The organism is Litoreibacter sp. (assembly GCF_058136045.1).
The window spans coordinates 67,023-85,745 of record NZ_JBYVDD010000015.1; the positions used below are offsets into that span (position 1 = coordinate 67,023).

The 18,723-nt window shown below is 52.8% G+C and carries 22 protein-coding genes; 13 read left to right on the forward strand and 9 right to left on the reverse strand.

What is annotated here, in order from left to right:
• Position 1 precedes the first annotated feature (1 nt).
• Both fzlA and mtgA read right to left on the reverse strand, forming a co-directional pair.
• Positions 2 to 667, reverse strand: a complete 666-nt coding sequence (fzlA, locus tag AC3Y7R_RS15900; protein ID WP_490043049.1) for an FtsZ-binding protein FzlA — start codon at positions 665 to 667, stop codon at positions 2 to 4.
• A 57-nt stretch (positions 668 to 724) separates the two neighbouring features.
• Positions 725 to 1,336 (reverse strand): monofunctional biosynthetic peptidoglycan transglycosylase, encoded by a 612-nt coding sequence (gene mtgA, locus AC3Y7R_RS15905; RefSeq protein ID WP_490043050.1) that lies wholly within the window; start codon positions 1,334 to 1,336, stop codon positions 725 to 727.
• Between mtgA and AC3Y7R_RS15910 the strand changes: the two genes are divergently transcribed.
• Positions 1,326 to 1,550, forward strand: a complete 225-nt coding sequence (locus AC3Y7R_RS15910) for a hypothetical protein (protein WP_490043051.1) — start codon at positions 1,326 to 1,328, stop codon at positions 1,548 to 1,550. The genes mtgA and AC3Y7R_RS15910 overlap by 11 nt on opposite strands.
• 11 nt (positions 1,551 to 1,561) lie before the next feature.
• On the opposite strand, the gene AC3Y7R_RS15915 is transcribed toward AC3Y7R_RS15910, so the two are convergent.
• The gene (locus AC3Y7R_RS15915; RefSeq protein ID WP_490043052.1) at positions 1,562 to 1,831 is read right to left on the reverse strand and encodes an I78 family peptidase inhibitor; all 270 of its coding nucleotides are present in this window, start codon (positions 1,829 to 1,831) and stop codon (positions 1,562 to 1,564) included.
• A gap of 104 nt (positions 1,832 to 1,935) precedes the next feature.
• On the opposite strand from AC3Y7R_RS15915, the gene AC3Y7R_RS15920 reads away from it, so the two are divergent.
• The gene (locus tag AC3Y7R_RS15920; RefSeq protein WP_490043053.1) at positions 1,936 to 3,048 is read left to right on the forward strand and encodes an S-(hydroxymethyl)glutathione dehydrogenase/class III alcohol dehydrogenase; all 1,113 of its coding nucleotides are present in this window, start codon (positions 1,936 to 1,938) and stop codon (positions 3,046 to 3,048) included.
• Positions 3,049 to 3,051: 3 nt separating this feature from the next.
• Here AC3Y7R_RS15920 and AC3Y7R_RS15925 read toward each other — a convergent pair whose 3' ends face one another.
• Both AC3Y7R_RS15925 and AC3Y7R_RS15930 read right to left on the reverse strand, forming a co-directional pair.
• Positions 3,052 to 3,669: a TetR/AcrR family transcriptional regulator gene (locus AC3Y7R_RS15925; protein ID WP_490043054.1), complete on the reverse strand. Its 618-nt coding sequence runs from the start codon at positions 3,667 to 3,669 to the stop codon at positions 3,052 to 3,054.
• A gap of 124 nt (positions 3,670 to 3,793) precedes the next feature.
• Positions 3,794 to 4,060, reverse strand: coding sequence for a hypothetical protein (locus tag AC3Y7R_RS15930; RefSeq protein ID WP_490043055.1), 267 nt, complete (start codon positions 4,058 to 4,060; stop codon positions 3,794 to 3,796).
• Positions 4,061 to 4,220: 160 nt separating this feature from the next.
• Here AC3Y7R_RS15930 and mbfA point away from each other — a divergent pair, with 160 nt between their 5' ends.
• The 6 genes from mbfA to AC3Y7R_RS15960 are packed head-to-tail and all read left to right on the forward strand — an operon-like array spanning position 4,221 to position 9,294.
• Entirely contained in the window at positions 4,221 to 5,195 is a 975-nt protein-coding gene (gene mbfA, locus AC3Y7R_RS15935) for an iron exporter MbfA (protein WP_490043056.1), read from the forward strand.
• 42 nt (positions 5,196 to 5,237) lie between these two features.
• A complete protein-coding gene (locus tag AC3Y7R_RS15940; protein ID WP_490043057.1) occupies positions 5,238 to 6,161 on the forward strand; it encodes an AEC family transporter in 924 nt (307 codons plus the stop codon).
• 10 nt (positions 6,162 to 6,171) lie between these two features.
• Positions 6,172 to 7,002 (forward strand): S-formylglutathione hydrolase, encoded by an 831-nt coding sequence (gene fghA, locus AC3Y7R_RS15945; RefSeq protein WP_490043058.1) that lies wholly within the window; start codon positions 6,172 to 6,174, stop codon positions 7,000 to 7,002.
• Complete coding sequence (locus AC3Y7R_RS15950; RefSeq protein WP_490043059.1) at positions 6,999 to 7,619, forward strand: HAD family hydrolase; 621 nt, start codon at positions 6,999 to 7,001, stop codon at positions 7,617 to 7,619. The genes fghA and AC3Y7R_RS15950 overlap by 4 nt, the downstream gene beginning before the upstream one ends.
• Complete coding sequence (locus tag AC3Y7R_RS15955) at positions 7,616 to 8,524, forward strand: ornithine cyclodeaminase family protein (protein WP_490043060.1); 909 nt, start codon at positions 7,616 to 7,618, stop codon at positions 8,522 to 8,524. Before AC3Y7R_RS15950 ends, AC3Y7R_RS15955 begins: the two co-directional genes overlap by 4 nt.
• Positions 8,509 to 9,294, forward strand: a complete 786-nt coding sequence (locus tag AC3Y7R_RS15960; RefSeq protein WP_490043061.1) for a phytanoyl-CoA dioxygenase family protein — start codon at positions 8,509 to 8,511, stop codon at positions 9,292 to 9,294. The genes AC3Y7R_RS15955 and AC3Y7R_RS15960 overlap by 16 nt, the downstream gene beginning before the upstream one ends.
• On the opposite strand, the gene AC3Y7R_RS15965 is transcribed toward AC3Y7R_RS15960, so the two are convergent.
• Positions 9,282 to 10,520 carry an MFS transporter gene (locus tag AC3Y7R_RS15965; protein WP_490043062.1) on the reverse strand — a complete coding sequence of 413 codons (1,239 nt, stop codon included), beginning with the start codon at positions 10,518 to 10,520 and terminating at the stop codon, positions 9,282 to 9,284. The two genes, AC3Y7R_RS15960 and AC3Y7R_RS15965, sit on opposite strands and share 13 nt — an antisense overlap.
• A gap of 84 nt (positions 10,521 to 10,604) precedes the next feature.
• Between AC3Y7R_RS15965 and zapE the strand changes: the two genes are divergently transcribed.
• Complete coding sequence (zapE, locus tag AC3Y7R_RS15970) at positions 10,605 to 11,675, forward strand: cell division protein ZapE (protein ID WP_490043063.1); 1,071 nt, start codon at positions 10,605 to 10,607, stop codon at positions 11,673 to 11,675.
• Between the two features lie 24 nt (positions 11,676 to 11,699).
• Here zapE and AC3Y7R_RS15975 read toward each other — a convergent pair whose 3' ends face one another.
• From AC3Y7R_RS15975 to AC3Y7R_RS15985, 3 genes are read right to left on the reverse strand one after another with little or no spacing between them, the layout of a single operon-like run.
• Entirely contained in the window at positions 11,700 to 12,971 is a 1,272-nt protein-coding gene (locus tag AC3Y7R_RS15975; RefSeq protein ID WP_490043064.1) for a bifunctional folylpolyglutamate synthase/dihydrofolate synthase, read from the reverse strand.
• Positions 12,968 to 13,888: an acetyl-CoA carboxylase, carboxyltransferase subunit beta gene (gene accD, locus AC3Y7R_RS15980; RefSeq protein ID WP_490043065.1), complete on the reverse strand. Its 921-nt coding sequence runs from the start codon at positions 13,886 to 13,888 to the stop codon at positions 12,968 to 12,970. Before accD ends, AC3Y7R_RS15975 begins: the two co-directional genes overlap by 4 nt.
• A gap of 55 nt (positions 13,889 to 13,943) precedes the next feature.
• Complete coding sequence (locus tag AC3Y7R_RS15985; protein ID WP_490043066.1) at positions 13,944 to 14,843, reverse strand: CPBP family intramembrane glutamic endopeptidase; 900 nt, start codon at positions 14,841 to 14,843, stop codon at positions 13,944 to 13,946.
• A 121-nt stretch (positions 14,844 to 14,964) separates the two neighbouring features.
• Here AC3Y7R_RS15985 and ilvD point away from each other — a divergent pair, with 121 nt between their 5' ends.
• The 4 genes from ilvD (at position 14,965) to AC3Y7R_RS16005 (ending at position 18,653) form a co-directional block, all read left to right on the forward strand.
• Positions 14,965 to 16,698, forward strand: coding sequence for a dihydroxy-acid dehydratase (gene ilvD, locus AC3Y7R_RS15990; protein WP_490043067.1), 1,734 nt, complete (start codon positions 14,965 to 14,967; stop codon positions 16,696 to 16,698).
• A gap of 4 nt (positions 16,699 to 16,702) precedes the next feature.
• Positions 16,703 to 17,416, forward strand: a complete 714-nt coding sequence (locus tag AC3Y7R_RS15995; RefSeq protein WP_490043068.1) for a hypothetical protein — start codon at positions 16,703 to 16,705, stop codon at positions 17,414 to 17,416.
• Positions 17,417 to 17,486: 70 nt separating this feature from the next.
• Positions 17,487 to 18,260 (forward strand): DUF6478 family protein, encoded by a 774-nt coding sequence (locus AC3Y7R_RS16000; RefSeq protein WP_490043069.1) that lies wholly within the window; start codon positions 17,487 to 17,489, stop codon positions 18,258 to 18,260.
• A gap of 12 nt (positions 18,261 to 18,272) precedes the next feature.
• A complete protein-coding gene (locus AC3Y7R_RS16005; protein WP_490043070.1) occupies positions 18,273 to 18,653 on the forward strand; it encodes a hypothetical protein in 381 nt (126 codons plus the stop codon).
• Positions 18,654 to 18,723 lie beyond the last annotated feature (70 nt).

Below are 18,723 nucleotides of genomic sequence, written 5' to 3' on the forward strand. Positions count from 1 at the left end.
TTCAAAAATCCAGATCCGCATAATGCGGCGGCTGAATAAAGCCCGGCACCTGATCTGCTAGGATTGAGCGAAAAGCGGGGCGCGATTTGATCTTGGCGTACCAATCTTTAACGTTCGCGTTGCGGTTCCAATCCACGTCACGGATATAATCAAGGCAGGAAAAATGCGCGGCAGCGGTAAAATCCGCCAAAGTCAGTTGATCACCAGCCAACCAGCGGCGCTGATCCAGCAACCACCCCATGTAATCAATGTGATACTTTATACTTTTCGCGCCCAGCTTTACGTTTCGACTTTCTGGATACCCTTGCCCCATAAGTTTCTTATTCACCCGCTCGTACAGCAGTTTTGATGTCACCTCTTGGTGAAACTTATCGTCAAACCAAAAAACCAAACGCCGAACCTCAGCGCGATCTTCTGGCTTTTTAGGCAGCAAAGGTGGGTCAGGCAGCACCTCTTCAAGATATTCGCAAATAGCCTGACTTTCACTCAAGGTTTGGCTATCAATTTTCAGGATTGGAACCTTACCTGCTGGATTTCGCTGCATGAAATCGGCATTTTTCTCCCAATACCGCTCCTCCACCAACTCAACTTCAACCTTCTTTTCTGCCAGCACTAGGCGCACCTTACGGCAAAATGGGGAAAGCGGGGCGTGATACAGTCGATTCATTGTGGCGTCCGATGGGTGAATTCTACCCACCTGTCATCGCAATGTTGAGCAGAATTTTCAACCATCGAAACACCCATTGCGCCCATCCGCGCGGATCGTAGCCGCACCGGATGCAATAGAGCGCGCGCGTTTTTGTATATATGCAGTGGGGCGCTTGGCGGATCGACCTTTGGGATTTGGCAGAACTGCCGCCAAAAGTGCCGCTTGGCGCGGGCTTATATCTTTGGCGTCCACACCAAAATACCAAGGGGCAGCAGCACCCACCCCAAAAATACCTTCATCAAACTCAGCCACATTCATATAGACCTCTAGGATACGGCGCTTAGTCCAGACCGCCTCCATCACTGGCGTTATCGCAGCCTCCAATGCCTTTCGAACCCAGTTACGCCCGTGCCAAAGAAACACATTCTTCACCGTTTGTTGTGAGATTGTCGAAGCCCCACGCCCGCCTCCATCCTCTAGTGCATCCCGGATAGCCGCCATGTCAAAACCCCAATGATTGCAAAAATTGGCGTCTTCTGCGGCGACAATTGCATGGGGCATATGCGGTGAAATAGACTCGAAATCACGCCACTCCCGGCGTGTCTCATCCAGCCGCCAAGTCTCTGATATAATGTAGATCGTGCTGGTTGGATTAACGACAGTATAGAGCACAACTATGAGCAGCACAAAAACTGCTGCCGCCGCCACCAAACGCCATGCCCAGCGCACCGCCATGTACGGCACAACACCAATCCACCAAAACACCGAGCGTTTGGGTTTTGCCGATCTGGTTTTCTTTGAAGATGTTTTTGCCGCTTTCGCCATTATGCGGTTCTACCCTGATTATGAGGGCTGGCAAAGGCTAGACATGAAAGATCTAAGCGGGATGCCCAAGGCCTAGTTTACCAAACATTAGCGACAAGTAATGCTGGAAATACGATTTGACGTGTCGATGTCGATGGTCAGCCGATCAGGGCTAAAATCCAAGGTAATCACGTCCTCAGGACGTAGCACACGCGCCGCGCGAGGTAACTTAACACCCTCTAGCGCCGACGCCTTCTTACCCAGCAGGTAAAAATAATCTTCCGCACCACAGCGTGGTTCGCCATCGTAATCATCAAGATTGGCAGGTTGGCCACCACAGGCAGACAGCACAAAAAGGCAGGGTAAAAGGAATCGCATAAGAGATGTTTAAGGAGTTGGCGTCGCTTGCGCAAATCTTTGGCAATTGATTTCACTGGTCCGATGCGCAAAGTTGGCCGCAACACCTTAGGAAGGAACACAATATGCGCACCACTGCTGCCGTCGCTCTTGAAGCAGGGAAACCTCTGGAAGTCATGGAGGTAAATTTGGACGGCCCACGCGCTGGCGAAGTTCTGGTCGAGATGAAGGCCACCGGAATTTGCCACACGGACCAATTCACCTTGTCAGGAGATGATCCAGAGGGCCTGTTCCCCGCAATTCTTGGTCATGAGGGTGCGGGCGTGGTGGTCGAGGTTGGGCTCGGAGTGACTTCTCTGGAAGTCGGAGACCACGTTATCCCGCTCTACACTCCTGAGTGTCGTGAATGTGAATATTGCCTTAACCCTAAGACGAACTTGTGCCAGTCGATCCGCACCACACAAGGGGCCGGGCTTATGCCGGATGGCACCTCGCGGTTTTCTATGCTCGATGGCACGCCTATTCTGCATTACATGGGGTGCTCCACCTTTGCCAACCATACTGTTCTGCCCGAGATAGCGCTGGCCAAAGTCCGCAAAGACGCGCCTTTCGACAAGATTTGCTACATCGGGTGTGGTGTCACAACCGGCATCGGAGCCGTTATCAACACCGCCAAGGTTGAGATAGGATCGCGCGCTATCGTGTTTGGTTTGGGCGGCATCGGCCTAAACGTCATCCAAGGGTTACGCCTTGCCGGCGCAGACCAAATCGTCGGCGTTGATTTGAACTCGTCCAAAATTGAAATGGCAACACGTTTCGGCATGACCGACTTTGTGAACCCCTCCGAGGTGGATGGGGATTTAGTGGCCTACTTGGTGGCCCTCACCAAAGGCGGCGCGGACTACACATTCGACGCCACCGGAAATACCTCCGTCATGCGCACCGCGCTTGAAGCTGCACATAAAGGATGGGGGGAATCGATCATCATTGGTGTTGCCTCCGCTGGTGCGGAAATCAGTACGCGTCCCTTCCAACTTGTCACTGGCCGAAGCTGGCGCGGCACTGCCTTTGGCGGTGCGCGTGGCCGGACTGATGTGCCAAAAATTGTGGATTGGTACATGGATGGCAAAATTGAGATCGACCCAATGATCACTCACACCATGGGCTTGGAGGACATCAACAAAGGGTTCGAGTTGATGCACGCAGGTAAGTCGATCAGATCCGTGGTTGTTTACTAAGGGCTAAACTCCGTAGCGAGCCAAAAACATATCGACTGCGCCGTCAACGACGCGGTTGATTTCTGCCGTTGTAGGCTTTTCGATCATGTTGAACACCAACTTGACGAAAACATCCGCCTTCAGCAGGGATTCAAACTGCTGGGCAGCAAGATTGATGTCCTCAATCTTTAACTCGCCACGCTCACACGCGTGAACAAAATACTTTGCAAGCTGCTCTTCCATCACTTGTGGCCCAGACGTGTAAAACTCGCGACCCAATTCCGGAAACCGCTCAGATTCAGCGACGCAAATACGGAAAATCCGCTGCGCAAAATCTGACGTCAGGATATCCATAATCTTATGCGACATATGCGTGAGCATCTCACGCGCAGGGGTGTCAGGCGCATCAATTTGAATGCCAAGGTCCGCTTGCTTTGCACACTCTTGCTTAGCAACCTCGATAAACAAAATCCGCTTGTCAGGAAAGTAGCTGTAAAGAGTGGCCTTGGATACGCCAGCTTCCCGCGCGATTAGATCTACGCTAGCCCCTTCAAATCCTTGCGCTAGGAAAACGCCTCGCGCACCCGCTACGACTTGTTCATATTTACGGCCACGCTTAATTTCAGGCGAATTTACGTTCAATTTGGAGTCCCCCAGCACTGCAACCGAGACTATAGACCATACAGTTCAGTTTCGGCAAGATTTTGCCGAGATGCAAAGGGCGAGCCGTTTAGGCTCGCCCTACACACGACATGATTAGGGGGAGCTAATCGTCGTGGGCCAACTTGCGTTTCACCAGCTCATCACGAGACAAAGTGCCACAAGTATTGGGTGGAACGCCTATAGAGCGCTCCAAAACGGTGCATTTAGCCGCAAGAGAACCTACAGCGGGGGTATCAGCCTTTGTCACTGGCTCTGCCTGAGACGGGAAAGTCAAATTCGGCAGGTACGGAAATGCCGGGACACCGCCAGCCAAGGCAGGGCTAGATGCAACAATAACGGCTACAATCAGCGCTGGTTTGAGAATGTTCATAGCTTTGATCCTTCAATGGTGAGCGACTCGGCTCTTACCTTTAACTAAACTGATCGGTTTAGTTATTCAAGTGCAAACTGAACCGATCAGTTCATTTATTTAATACTTGAATTACTGGCCATTTACACTAACTTAGAATCATTCTAATAAAGAGACTGTCATGCTCCCTACCGTCACCTTCCGTCGCCGCTTCTCGGACTTAACCGAGCAAGAAGTTCTCGCTCTAGCGATTTCTTCAGAGGAAGATGACGCCCGCATTTATCGCGGGTATGCGGAGCGACTACGCGAAGACTTCCCCGGCAGTGCCGAAATTTTTAAAACAATGGCCTCAGAAGAAGACACCCATCGGCAGCTACTAATCGAGTTGCACAAATCCCGCTTTGGCGACGTAATCCCGCTTTTACGCCGCGAACACGTTGCTGGCTTCTATGCGCGGTCACCCATTTGGCTAATCGAAAATCTGGGACTAGACAAAATCCGCCAACAAGCCGGCCAAATGGAGCGCGACGCCCAGCGCTTTTATGAGCTTGCCGCGAAACAAACGACAGATGCCAATACGCGCAAGTTACTTGGGGATCTTGCCGCCGCCGAAGCCGCCCACGAGCAAAAGGCCACTGACCTCACCGCAGCCCTCGACGGTAAAACTCTTGAGACTGAAGATTCAGAGGCCGATCGCCAGTTCTTATTAACATGGGTCCAGCCCGGCTTAGCGGGGCTTATGGATGGATCGGTCTCAACTCTGGCCCCCATTTTTGCCGCTGCTTTTGCAACCGGAGACACCTGGCAGACCTTCCTCGTTGGCCTTGCTGCATCCGTCGGGGCAGGCATATCCATGGGATTTACTGAAGCCGCATCGGATGACGGGCAGCTTTCCGGCCGAGGGTCCCCTTGGAAACGCGGATTTTCGTCCGGCATCATGACCACAATCGGTGGCTTGGGGCACGCACTGCCTTACCTGATCACCGACTTTTGGACCGCCACAAGCATCGCGGCTGTGGTGGTATTTATAGAACTCTGGGCCATTGCCTGGATCCAGAACCGCTTTATGGAGACCCCCTTTTTTCGAGCCGCCTTGCAAGTCGTATTTGGCGGGGCCCTTGTCTTAGCTGTCGGTATTCTGATCGGTAGTGGCTAAGTCACTGTCACAACCTCCGTCGCCGTGGTAACGGGGTTTGAAATGATAGAAATTTTTCTGAAAACCATTCCATTTTTCGCCATCATCGGTGTGGGATATGGCGCTGGGCGTACTAACTTCTTCTCCCCGGAAGCCACCAATTACCTCACCAAGTTCGTCTTCTACTTCGCGTTATCAGCCATGCTGTTTCGGTTCTCGGCCAACTTGTCACTGGCTGAAATTCTCGACTGGACCTACGTTCTTGCCTACTTTTGGGCTACTGCCATCATCTATTTGGTCGTCACGGCTGTCGCATTGCTACGCCGACGATCCATTGAGGAGGCCGCGATTGAGGCCCAATGCGGTGTCATCGGCAATGTCGGGTTTTTGGGCGTCCCCATGCTGGTTTTACTTTTGGGCGAACGTGCAATCGGGCCGGTCATGATGACCTTAGCCGTCGACTTGATCTTCTTTGGGAGCCTCGTAGTCATCTTAATCGTCGGTTCGCGCGATGGAAGAATGTCCGCCGGAGTTCTGAGAACCGTAGGGGTCGGATTGCTCAAAAACCCCATGATAGTCTCAATTGTTCTGGGTTTCGCATGGTCCGCATCAACCTTACCACTCCCCGAACCATTCAACGAATTCCTATCAATTCTGGGTGGGGCCGCAACACCCGGAGCAATGTTCGCCATCGGGGCCTCGCTCGCCTCCAAATCAGCGGAACGTCTTGAGGTTGCATCATGGTTAGCATTCTCGAAGCTAGTGCTTCATCCTGCCACCGTCGCGGTGTCAGCTTTATGGTTGTATCCGGTTGAGCCTTATGCCGCTTCGGTCATGATCGCCGCGGCTGCCCTTCCCGTTGCAGGCAATGTTTATATGATCGCACAGCATTATGGGGTTGCCCCGACCCGGGTATCCGCGAGTATCCTCATTTCAACTGCCGCCAGCATCTTAACCGTTTCGCTGGTCATCGGATGGATTAGTTAAAGGAGACCACATGGAAACGATTTCCCAAAACGCATGCTTTGGCGGAGTACAAGGTGTCTATTCTCACCGCTCTGACAGTTGTGATTGCGATATGACCTTTGGGCTTTTCCTGCCCGTCGAAGCGCAAGACGGCCCGGTTCCAGTCCTATGGTTCTTGTCAGGCCTGACCTGCACCCACGAAAACGCCATGGTCAAAGCAAATGCACAATCTTGGGCCTCCGAACAGGGCATTGCCTTGATCTTCCCAGACACTTCCCCGCGCGGTGAAGGCGTGGCAAATGACGAGGCCTTTGACCTTGGACAAGGCGCGGGCTTCTACGTGAATGCGACGCAAAGCCCTTGGGCCTCACACTTTCAGATGTATAACTACATCACAAAGGATTTAACCGATCTGGTGTTCTCAAATTTTGCGCTGGACCAATCGCGACAGGCCATCACAGGCCATTCCATGGGCGGGCATGGCGCACTCACCATTGCGATGCAAGAGGCTGGGCGCTTTGCCAGCGTTTCTGCCTTTGCACCTATTTGCAATCCGACCAAATCCGACTGGGGCCGCAAACAGTTCACCGCATATTTCGGCACCGATGAAGCAAAATGGGCCGAACATGATGCCAGCCAGTTAATGGCAGAGCGCGGTTTTGATGGGCCAATACTGATCGACACCGGGACGCAGGATCAATTCCTCGATCTATTAAAGCCAGAAGCACTAGCGCAGGCTGCAGCCGCGCGGCGGCAGCAAATCACCTTCCGAATGCAACCCGGATACGACCACTCATACTTCTTCATCTCAACCTTTATGGAAGACCATATCACCTTCCACGCGGAGGCCCTTTACGCATGATTAAGGCGGTAATTTTCGACATCGGCAATGTATTGATCGAGTGGCAACCCGAGCGGTTTTATGATCGCGCCATTGGCAAGGACCGTCGCCGCGCGATGTTCGCAGACGTCGACCTCCACGCCATGAATGACCTAGTTGATCTTGGCGGGCCATTCAAAGAAACGATCTATAAGGCGGCTGAATCCTACCCTGAATGGCGAGCCGAAATTGAAATGTGGCACGATCACTGGATCGAGATGGCCGCACCTACCATCGAGCACTCTGTCAAGTTACTGCGCACATTACGTGCCAAAGGCATACCTGTTTTCGCCCTGACCAATTTCGGCATCGAGAGCTTCGACTACGCAGAAACGATCTATAGCTATCTGGGCGAATTCGACCGACGCTACATCTCGGGCCATATGAAGGTCATTAAACCCGACCCCACGATCTACCAAATGGTCGAAGACGACTGCGGCTTAGCCCCCGAAACATTGCTTTTCGCCGATGACCGGCATGATAATATCGAAGTCGCACGCGCGCGCGGATGGAACGCTCACCTGTTTGAAAACCCACAGGGCTGGGCTGACTGCCTAGTATCCCATGGGCTCTTGACCGCCGAAGAAGCCGCCGCGTGACCATTGAGGTCATCAGCTATGACGAGGGCTCATCTGTCATAAGCTGGGACGGGTTAACGACTGCTCTTGCAAAGGGCCATTCCCTTCCCAAAGCCGAAATCGGTGACACTTTTCTGTACCGCGGCGCAGATACTTTACTGTCACGCTCTGCTTGGATCGATGGCTTGGGGCTGGCCGTCAAGTCAGCAACAATTTTCCCCAAGAACAAGGACAGTGGCAAACCTGCGGTCAATGGCTCTGTCTCATTATTCTCGGACACAACTGGCGAGCTGGAGGCCCTGATTGACTTCCACTTGGTCACTAAATGGAAAACCGCAGGCGACAGCCTTTATGCGGCAAAGTTGTTGGCTAACCCCGATCCCCAAGTCATCCTAATCATTGGAACAGGCACCGTCGCGGGCAACATGGTCGATGCATATCGCAGCGCCTTCCCCCACGCAAAGTTCCTTGTGTGGGGCAGAAATACCACCAATGCTGCCAACTTTGCTAAACTTCATCAGGCAACCCACGAGGACGACTTAGAGGCCGGAGTTGCACAGGCACAAATCATCTGCACCGCTACGATGGCGACCAACCCGATCTTGAAGGGAGAATGGTTGCAGCCGGGCCAACACCTTGACCTCATCGGGGCCTATCGGCCCGACATGCGCGAAGTAGATGACTTGGCGTTGCAGCGCTCCAAGCTATTTGTGGACAGCTTCGCCACGACCCTGAACCACATAGGCGAATTGAAGGCACCACTCGCTTCAGGCGCCATCTCCAAAGACCACGTGATTGCAGATTTCTATTCTCCAAACGCGTTTACACGTGCGCAAAATGACATCACTATTTGCAAGAATGGTGGTGGAGCGCATTTGGACTTAATGACTTGCCGCTATATTTTGGACCAATGGAGAACCCGATGATTACCGCTCAGCAAATTACAGATTTTCAGCGTGATGGGGCAGTTGTTGTCCGCTGCATCTTCAAGGATTGGGTCGCAATCATGGCCGAAGGCATCGAGCGCAATATGCGCGAACCGGGCAAGTACGCATCGGAAAATGCCGTAACCCAAGGGCGGTTCTTTGATGACTACTGCAATTGGCAGCGCATCCCAGAATTTGATAACGTTATCCGAAATAGCCCCGCAGCAGAACTTGCTGCACGCGCCATGGAGTCAAATACCGCCCAGATATTTCATGATCACGTTTTAGTCAAAGAACCGGGCACCCCAAAGCCCACGCCTTGGCATCAGGATGCACCTTACTATTTTGTTAAAGGATCGCAAACTGTTAGCCTTTGGATTCCATTGGATCCGGTTCGGGAGGCCAGCCTACAATTCATAGCAGGCTCCCACAAATGGGACCGATTGGTGCGGCCAGTTTCATGGGCCGACAACAGCGATTTTTACGCCTCGAATGACGAGTGGATGGACGTGCCAAGCCCGTCGGACAGTGAGGTTCTCGGGTGGCCCATGGAACCGGGTGACGCAGTGCTGTTCGACTACCGAACGGCCCATGGTGCACGCGGCAATGAAACAAACAACCGACGCCGCGCGCTATCACTGCGTTTTTTGGGGGATAATGCACGATATATGGAGCGACCCGGCCGAACCTCGCCGCCATTTCCCGGACACGGCATGTCTACAGGCGAAAAACTGCGCAAGGACTGGTTTCCAGTGGTCTATACTGGTTGAGCGGACCACGGTTTTTCCCGCACGGGAAGGTGTACAATCGCACTGAACGCGCCGACACCCACCCCAATCCACCACACCAAAGTGTAATTTCCTGTGAGGTCATAAAGCCGCCCACCAAGCCATACACCCAAGAACGACCCCAATTGATGAGAGAAAAATACGATCCCATAGAGCGTCCCCATATAGCGCAATCCATAAATATGGGCCACTAAACCTGACGTCAGGGGCACAGTTGCAAGCCATAGGCTGCCCATAGAAAGACTAAAAATGATGACCGTGGTCGGCGTCATTGGTACTAAAATAAACCATGCGGCAATTACCGTTCTGCCAGTATAGATTGCCGCTAGCAGATACTTTTTGGAATACCTCTTGCCCAAATAACCGGCCAAGACCGTGCCGCCTATGTTTGCCGCGCCAATCAGTGCGATGGATAATGCCCCCAAAGAAGAGGTCGAAGTAATACCCATTCCAGCCAGTAACCCGCCCGCAGAGATCGGGCCACATATCTCAGTAATGAAAGCTGGAAAATGAGCCGTAATGAAGGCTAGCTGGTATCCGCAGGAAAAGAATCCAAGGAAAATCATCGTGAAGGACGGATCTTTGAAAGCCCGTTTCAGGACGGTGCCTAAGCTTTCTTCTAGTCCTTCCCGCGACACGGTTGGGGCGCGCATAAAGGGCAATGCAAACAGCGACAACAACATAACAGCGGCAAAGATAAGAAACACTATTTGCCACGAAAAAACACCCAAGAGATATTCCGCGACGGGGGCACCAAACACCTGCCCCGCAGACCCGGCCGCGGTCGCAATACCTAGCGCCATAGAGCGGTTTTCATCCGAAGATGCGCGCCCAACCATCGCCAAAATAACTCCGAAACCCGTACCCGCAATCCCGAAACCCACCAGAATTTCATACAGTTGATGCGCCTCCGGTGTGATTGCAAAAGAGGACAGAACTAAGCCCGCTGCATAGAAAAGCGCGCCCAATACGATAGCTTTTCGATCCCCTAATTTCTCGGCGATTGCTCCAAATATCGGTTGCCCAATACCCCATGCCAGATTTTGTATCGCAATCGCCAAACTGAAATCTGCGCGCGGCCAGCCAAACTCTTCACCGATGGGGATTTGAAAAACCCCAAAACTTGCTCTGATCGAGAACCCCAGCATCATAATAATGCAGCCTACAACTAAAACCGGGGTGAATATTGGTGTGCGTGTGTGTGTCATTTTGCGAACTTCTGTGAATTTCCAGTTTGCGTCAATTCAAGAATATTGCGACATCAGGTAAGCAATAGTGATGAGACAGAATTTATGCTCCTGACGAAAGCCTACGAGGCAAAGATCAAAGCCGGCGAAATAACGTCAGACCCGGCCCAACAAGCTGTGTTGCCTTTGTTTGATGACATTGCGGAACGCATGGCACAAAGCACGGGCAAGAAAAAGCTGTTTGGATTGTTTGGGACTGATGAAGTCCCTGTAAAAGGCCTGTACATTTGGGGCGGTGTTGGCCGGGGCAAGTCCATGTTAATGGACCTTTTTTACGACTACGCGCCAGAGCCACGGAAGCGACGGGTTCATTTTCATGCGTTCATGCAGGAAGTCCACAACGCGATGCATGAAGCTCGCAAAGCTGGTGTGGATGACGCCATCAAACCAGTGGCAGAGGATATCGCGCGTAATGTGCGTTTGCTGTGTTTTGATGAGATGCAGATATCGGATATCACCGATGCGATGATCGTGGGGCGGTTGTTTCAAAATTTGTTTGCGAGCGATGTGGTGATCGTGACAACGTCGAACAGAGCGCCGGATGAATTGTACAAAAACGGGCTGAATCGCAACCTTTTTGTGCCATTTATTGAATTGATAAAAACTCGGTTAGACGTGCATGAATTAGCGTCCGAGAACGACTATCGCCAAGATAGACTAGCGGGTGAGCAAGTCTATTTCTCTCCTACAAATGCTGCTGCGAAGGCAAAAATTTCTAATATATGGCAAAGCCTTACTGGTGGAGAAGCCGAGCCGTTGGTGCTGCGCGTTAAGGGCCGGGATGTCTCCCTTCCGGCTTTTCGCAATGGCATAGCGCGGGCCAGTTTTTTTGACCTTTGCGGCCAACCTTTAGGGGCTGCGGACTACCTAGCTTTGGCCGACGCTGTGCGGGTTTTGGTACTAGAAGATATTCCCCGTCTGTCACGAGATAACTTCAACGAGGCCAAGCGTTTTGTGACGTTGATTGATGCCTTGTATGAAGGGAAAGTCCGGCTGATTTGCTCGGCTGCGGATACGCCAGAGCGGTTGTATTTAGAAGGCGAAGGGGTGTTTGAATTTGAACGGACCGCATCCCGTTTGCGCGAGATGCAGGACGTTGAATGGGGTGCCGAGTAGACGTCAGCTTTATGTCAGAAAAAATTAGCCGTTTTGACGCAGCACCCCACCCGCCAGATAAAGTGACCCGCAAATCAGAATGCGTGCGTTCGGGCCCTGCGAGGTAATGTGGTTAATCGCACTAAGGACAGTCTCTGCCTCAAACGCTTTCAGTCCCACATCACGCGCAGCGCTGGCGGTATCAGCGGCAGACAAAGTAGCCTGCTCTCCGGGAATTGGCACCGCGTGAAGTGTGGTGGCAACTTTCGCCAGTGGCGCCATGTAGCCGCGCACATCTTTAGTATTGAGCATCCCGCAAACCAAATGCGTCGGTTTTGGCGGCAAGGACTGGAGCAGTGCGCTTAGCGCCTTACCAGCGGCGGGATTATGCCCACCGTCAAGCCAAAGCTCTGCCGACACAGCGGCCTCAATCAATGGACCCGTTTTTAAACGCTGCATTCGAGCGGGCCACTCGGCGTTCAGCATGGCTCCCTCACAAGCCGTATCACCTATGTTCAAATGGCGTAGAACGGCCAAAGCGGCCCCAGAATTTTGGATTTGATGAGCACCAAGAAGCGTCGGTAATGGCAAGTCCATCAAGCCGCGTTCATCATGGAAAACCAGACGGCCTCGCTCCTCGTACACATGCCAATGTTGACCATAGGCCAGCAACGGCGCGCCAAGTTTCATAGCTTGAGCCTCGATCACATCCATGACTTCTTCAGGTTGCGGACCAACGACACATGGAACGCCGCGCTTGATAATTCCGGCCTTCTCGAACGCGATCTTTGCATGGGTGTCGCCCAAGAAAGATTCGTGGTCGATTGAGATAGGAGTGATGACGGATATGGCCGGATTACCAATCACATTGGTCGCATCTAATCGTCCGCCAAGGCCGACCTCTAGAAGAGTATAATCGGCTCTAACACGGCTGAAAGCCAGCATGGCAGCAACAGTTGTAATCTCGAAGTATGTGATCTGTTCGGGACCATTGGAAGTGTAGCATTCATCAAGTACTTCACTCAGATACTCCTCAGAAATCAGCTCTCCGGCTAAGCGAATACGCTCATGAAAGCGCGCCAGATGTGGCGATATATATGCATGGACGGACTTGCCAGAGGCTTCCAACCCAGCACGGATAAACGCCTGCGTAGAGCCTTTTCCATTGGTCCCTGCGATATGGATTACCGGCGGCAACTTTGCTTCCGGGTGGTCTAAAATTTCCAACAGCCGGATCATGCGGTCCAGCGTCAGGTCAATAATTTTAGGATGAAGCGCCATCATCCGGTCGAGGATGGCGTCGCTACTTTGGGTCAACCTGTGGTGTCCGCTGCTTTAGCGTCTGCTTCAGCCTCAGGTGCAGGCAAATCACCCTTCACCGCAGGGGCTTGGCCCATGAGCATACGAATGATGGTCACCAGCTCGTCTTTCATATCCTTGCGGTGGGTCACGCGATCCAACATGCCGTGATCCAATAGATATTCTGCGCGCTGGAAGCCCTCGGGCAGCTTTTCTCGGATGGTTTGTTCAATTACGCGCGCGCCTGCAAAGCCGATTAACGCGTTTGGCTCTGCAATTTGAACATCACCCAGCATCGCGTAGGAGGCCGTGACCCCGCCGGTTGTCGGGTGGGTCAAAACGACGATATAGGGCAAGCCCGCCTCTTTAAGCATTTCAACAGCAATCGTGGTGCGCGGCATTTGCATCAGGCCAAGAATACCTTCTTGCATGCGCGCGCCACCAGCGGCAGAAAACAGCACCAGCGGGCGGCCCAATACTACAGCGCGCTCGGCTGCGGCGATGATAGCGTTGCCAACATACATGCTCATGGACCCGCCCATGAAACTAAAGTCTTGAGCAGCGGCTACAATGGGCGTGCGAAAAATTTCACCCTCGGCCACCAACATGGCTTCTTTTTCGCCAGTCTTTTTGATCGCGGCCTTCATACGGTCAGGATATTTCTTTTGGTCACGGAATTGGAGCGGATCAGCAACTGGTTCTGGTACGTCCACCTCGGAGAAAATTCCGCCGTCGAACAGTGTTTTGAACCGATCCCGCGCGGTGATGGCCATGTGATGGTCGCAATTACTGCACACGTTCAGATTGTCGGACAGTTCCCGGTGAAACAGCATCGTGCCGCATTCATTGCATTTGGTCCAAAGGTTCTCTGGCACCTCGCGGCGTGAGAAAAGTGAATTAATGGTCGGCCGGACGTAGTTGGAAATCCAGTTCATGAGGGTCTGCTCCCGTTGCTTATGTCCAGTTAATCGTGGTGCGGCGGAAATGCAATCAACGTAGCGCGCGGCGGGCTATTAACCAAATGACAACAAGCACCACCGTGCCGATAACAACATGAGGTAGCATTTTGTCAGTATCATGTATCGAAATGCTTGAATGGAAGAGCGCCAGACCCGACATTTTATCAGGCGTAGCGACAATCAGCATGGCCACGAAGTTATTCGCAAAATGAAGTCCCATTGCGGCAGCCAAACTACCCGTTTGTCGGGTCAAGTCGACGGCAATGATTCCAAATATTACTGTTGAGAAAACCAAAGCTATGGCAAGAATAGGGTCTATTGAAGGGTCAAAATGGCCAAGGCCAAATATTACGGATGGCAGAACCATCCACCAAATTGGGCTTTTAAATCGCGATGCCAGCTGTTGGACCAAGAAGCCGCGAAACACCAACTCCTCTGCCGTGATTTGTATGAGCAGCAAGGGCACGACCCACGCCAAGTTCCAAGCCCATGTCGCCAACGGCAGATGGGGAGCCAGATCATCGGCCCCAAAGACCCTGACAAGGGCAAAATAAAGCATATTGAATGCTATTATAATCGCCGCCGCGATAACAAAATAGCGCAAGAAATTTTTCCGCGGGCCAAACAATGACATGGGAGAACGGCCATACAAAATGACCATCAACATCGCTGCACCCACCATGGGAATGAACGTCGCAAGGAGCATTGCCATTTGAAGCGGCGTTGCGCCCAACTCCACTCCCTCAACGATTCGCATCGTGTCAGGCAAACCATACCGGCCACCCAAAATCACTCCAACGCCAAACAGCAAGATCGCGCTCCAGAAAAGGTAGACCACAATCCCACCCAAGAAGGTGACACCCGTACGCCACAAAGCGAAATCGTCCTTAGCTGGGGAAATGAACGCGTTGAAAGCCTCGTTACGGTGCATCTGCTACTGCCTCTTTCGATTTTTGTGGAACGCTACCCCTCTCGTCAATCCTGCGCAATCGCGCTTGTACCTATGGGGCTTGGGTATTATTCCATTCGCAACGCTTTTGAGGGAGGCATCCATGCTGAAGAAACCCACCGACAAAACCAATCTGCCCAGCCGCCATGTAACTGAGGGGCCATCGCGCGCGCCGCACCGGTCGTATTTCTATGCGATGGGCCTTGGGGATGAGGAAATTCACCAACCGTTCGTGGGTGTCGCCACCTGCTGGAACGAGGCCGCACCTTGCAACATTTCACTGAACCGTCAGGCGCAGGCGGTAAAACTAGGCGTTAAACAAGGCAGCGGCACGCCGCGCGAGTTTACCACCATTACTGTGACCGACGGCATCGCAATGGGCCACGAAGGCATGCGGTCCTCATTGGCATCGCGCGAAGCGATTGCCGACACGGTTGAGTTGACCATGCGCGGCCACTGCTACGACGCGATTGTGGGTCTGGCTGGGTGCGACAAGTCACTGCCCGGCATGATGATGGCGATGATCCGCTTAAATACGCCGTCGGTGTTTATTTACGGCGGGTCGATCTTGCCGGGTCGGCTGAACGGCAAAGATGTGACTGTGCAAGATGTATTTGAGGCTGTGGGCGAACATCAGGCGGGCAATATGTCCGACGAGGCATTGCGCACTTTGGAACGCGTTGCCTGCCCGTCCGCTGGTGCGTGCGGTGGTCAGTTTACGGCCAACACCATGGCTTGTGTTTCCGAGGCTATCGGCTTGGCCTTGCCAAATTCCGCCGGTGCCCCTGCGCCATATGAAAGCCGCGACCACTACGCGATTGCGTCGGGTCAGGCCGTGATGAACCTGCTAGAGAAGAACATCCGTGCGCGTGATATCGTGACGCTGGAAAGCTTGCAAAATGCGGCGCGGGTTGTGGCGTGTACGGGTGGCTCGACCAATGCCGGTCTGCATCTTCCTGCAATGGCACATGAAGCTGGCATTGATTTTGATCTGGATGACGTATGCGAAATCTTCCGCGACACGCCATATTTTGTCGATCTGAAACCGGGTGGCCAATATGTGGCCAAAGACCTTTATGAAGCAGGAGGCGTTCCTGTGATCATGAAGGAGCTGCGTAAAGCGGGTCTAATCAACGAGGATTGCATGACCGCGACGGGCTATTCCATCGGCGAAGAAATCGACCGCGTGGAGCTGGAAGCTGACGGCAAGGTAATTTATTCCATCAGCGAGCCACTGTCTAAAACCGGCGGTGTTGTCGGCTTGAAGGGTAACCTTGCGCCAGAAGGCGCGATCGTGAAGGTCGCAGGCATGGAAGCTCAACACCAGATGTTCACCGGCCCTGCGCGGGTATTTGAATGCGAAGAAGAGGCTTTTGCAGCCGTTCAGAAGCGTGAATACAAAGAGGGTGAAGTGCTGGTTATCCGCAACGAGGGTCCCTCAGGCGGGCCAGGTATGCGCGAAATGCTAGCAACCACCGCAGCTTTGTCCGGTCAAGGCATGGGCAAAAAAGTTGCTTTGATCACCGACGGGCGTTTTTCCGGCGCAACACGCGGGTTTTGTGTCGGTCACGTGGGGCCAGAGGCGGCACACGGCGGGCCTATTGCCATGCTGCAAAATGGCGATGTCATCACGCTGAACGCCCTAACCGGCGAGATCAACGTCGCATTAACGGATGATGAATTAACTGCGCGTAAAGCCGATTGGAAAGGCCCACGCGAGACGATTTATGCTTCGGGTGCTTTGTGGAAATATGCACAACTGGTTGGCTCTGCCAAACTGGGCGCGTGTAGCCATCCCGGTGCCAAGATGGAAAAACACATCTACATGGATCTCTGAATATATGCCACTTCGGGGAATACTAACGGCACTGGTTTTGCTATGCGTTACGGCTTGCGGGGATGACCCGCTGGCCGGGTTTAGTGCAGGGAATGGTGTCTACAAATCGCAAAGCGAGATCATCGTAACATCGGACCGCGTTGTTTTACGCGGGCCAACCGGGTTTTGCGTTGACCCCAAATCATCCAAGCACCGCCCAAGCCAAGCCTTTGTAGTCTTCGGAAACTGTGCCGCAATCACCGGGGACAAGGAGCTGCCACAGCCCTTTGTCAACGCTATCGCCACCGCAACAGTGCTACCATCGGGGCGTCAGGTGCCCTCCATCGCAGACTCGGGTGTCGCGCTATCGACGTACTTTTCCTCTGACGCTGGCAAGGCTGCACTAAGCGCAACGGGGGATGCAAAAAGCATCGAAGTGCTAGACAGCTTTACTCGCAACGGAGCGTTCTTCATTCATGCCCGTGAGAAAGGGCAGCCAGTGCTACCTGGAACTGCGAACACATACTGGCGCGGCTACTTTGACGTGAAAAATTCAATGGTGGCACTGTCGGTGATTGGCCTGAAAGATGCCCCCCTGAGCAGCGCCGATGGGCTGCAAACCTTATACGACTTCGGTAAATCCATTTTGGAGGATCAAGCTCCAGAGCAAGACCCGAAAAAGGTCGACAACCCGAATGCTGTGTCTAACACGGGACTCTTGCGGCGTTTATTTGGTTGAAACCATTGTTTGCAATATAGAAACAATGGTAGCGCTGTAAGACGCAAAATTTAAGGCAGTTAAAGCACTCATGATGGATCGGTTGCGAGAATTCGTACGGAGGCGGCTACATCACCGCTCCTTGCGCCGATGGGAATCAGCCGTGCAAGATGCGGAAACTATTGACTTATCTCTACTTCGTCATTTGCGCACTCAGGCTCGTCAAATGCGCCGCCGCGTTGATCAGGTGACCCATGTGGCCGACGCGCGACTAACACTACCCCGAATCGGCTCAAACGCCATACGCAAGCCCGCCCAGTCAGATTGGGCCCACAGACCTGAACTGTGGCGCGGTCCAGTATCCCCAATCGGCATCGCTGCCGTAGAAAGTCGCACTCGAATTGGCAACGTGGCAACACTATACCATGACTGTCAGATATCTGAATTGACCCTTCGCCAAGTTCGTAACACCCGTGAAGGCGATTTGGCCCCGTTTGGATTGCGCATGGATGTTTTCAAGTTCGATGGAAGCTTTCTGAGCCTTGTTTTAGACTTGCCCGAAAGTGCCACCAACGGACTACGAAAAAACCACATTTTGCGTATGGAAACCGAAGTTGAAAGCGAAAAGCCGCTGGAGATTTTTGCACGCCTTAATATTAAATATGGCCCGAACGTGGAGCAGGTTGTACGTGAATTGCCGCTGGATGGATCCGAAATGGTGGTGGAATTCGATCTAGCCCATACTAAGCTTAGCGAGCGACGCTTAGAGCGCATATGGGTAGACCTAATTTTTGAAGGCCCGGAGATGAATGAAATCAACCTGCGTGACATCACTTTCAGTCGCCGCCCCCGCGCTGATTTCTAGGGAGCCAACCTGATGAGCAACGTAATCCTAACCAAAACCCGCATTCAAGCCGGCATTTATGAAGCCGTACTAAGTGCGGAGACGGAAGAAAATTACCATCCTGAGTTGGTAATCGTGCATCTGGAAAAAGAGCTAAGCGGGCTGTCAGTGACCGAAGACACAAGTCTCGGCAATACGTGGCATGTTCGTTTTCACATCCCCGCAGATATTTTAACTGATGGCGTGCAAACATTTCTAGTTGTGGAAAGCTCCACAGGCGCCACGTTGGACAGTTTTACTATTTTAACCGGTGAAGTTCTCTCCGACGATATCCGCGCCGAAATTGATCTGCTTCGTGCGGAACTGGATATGCTCAAAAAGGCCTTTCGGCGTCATTGCGTCGAAACTGGGTAAAATTTTTGCTCTCCTTTCGGGAGAATTCAATCAGATGGGACCGCATGACGTTGCGTTTTAGGTGACGTAG